This window comes from Xanthomonas cissicola, from assembly GCF_008801575.1.
Classification (GTDB): Bacteria; Pseudomonadota; Gammaproteobacteria; order Xanthomonadales; family Xanthomonadaceae; genus Xanthomonas; species Xanthomonas cissicola.
The window spans coordinates 1-680 of record NZ_VZPL01000228.1 but is presented as its reverse complement, the minus strand read 5'-3'; the positions used below and the strand labels follow the sequence as shown (position 1 = coordinate 680).

At 61.5% G+C, this 680-nt stretch carries 1 pseudogene; it reads right to left on the bottom strand.

From position 1 onward, the window contains the following. Window positions 1–559, bottom strand: a pseudogene (locus tag F7R02_RS25740) (TIGR03756 family integrating conjugative element protein); the annotation flags it as partial. Window positions 560–680 lie beyond the last annotated feature (121 nt).

Below are 680 nucleotides of genomic sequence, written 5' to 3'. Positions count from 1 at the left end.
GGGCCACCACGGCACCAGCCTTGTGGTCGTCCGTCTGGTGCAGGAAGCCGCCGCGCGGATAGACGTTGCCCCAGAGGTTCGACGTCGAGCGCGCGCCGATCTCGCGCATGCCCGGGGTCAGCGCCTCTGGGTAAGCCATCTCGGGCACGTTGTAGCGCCAGGCCAGTGTGTCCAGGGTGCTGAGCAGATACGGCATGAATGCCATGCCAGCGCCCTCGCAGAAATAGCCCGAGGACGACGCGAACTGTTTGAACACCTCGCCGCCGGGATGGCCGATGACATCGGCGTTCTTGAATCGCACGAGATTGTTCTCGTGGTCGTCGTTAGTGGTGCCGTCGCCACCCGCGCGAGCTGTCGCGTTGGAGGCGCTCATCGCACGCACCTCGGTCCAAGGATTTTCGCCAGTGTTGCTGTAGCTGGAGACGACTGCATCGGGGATGTAGTGGCGCACTTTGACGGACGTGCGCACCGTGCAGCCGCTTACAGTGCAGTAGAGCCAGTAGCAGATGCCTACCACCCGGTACTCCAGACAATCTGGCGATGCCACTGAACCGACGACGTCCACCCAATTTTGAGTAGCGCCTCAGTTTGGAGTCCAATTCCCTACCCCGAGGAGATTGGACGTGAAGAAACGTTTTACTGACGAGCAGGTCATCGGCTTTCTGCGCGAAGCCGAAAGC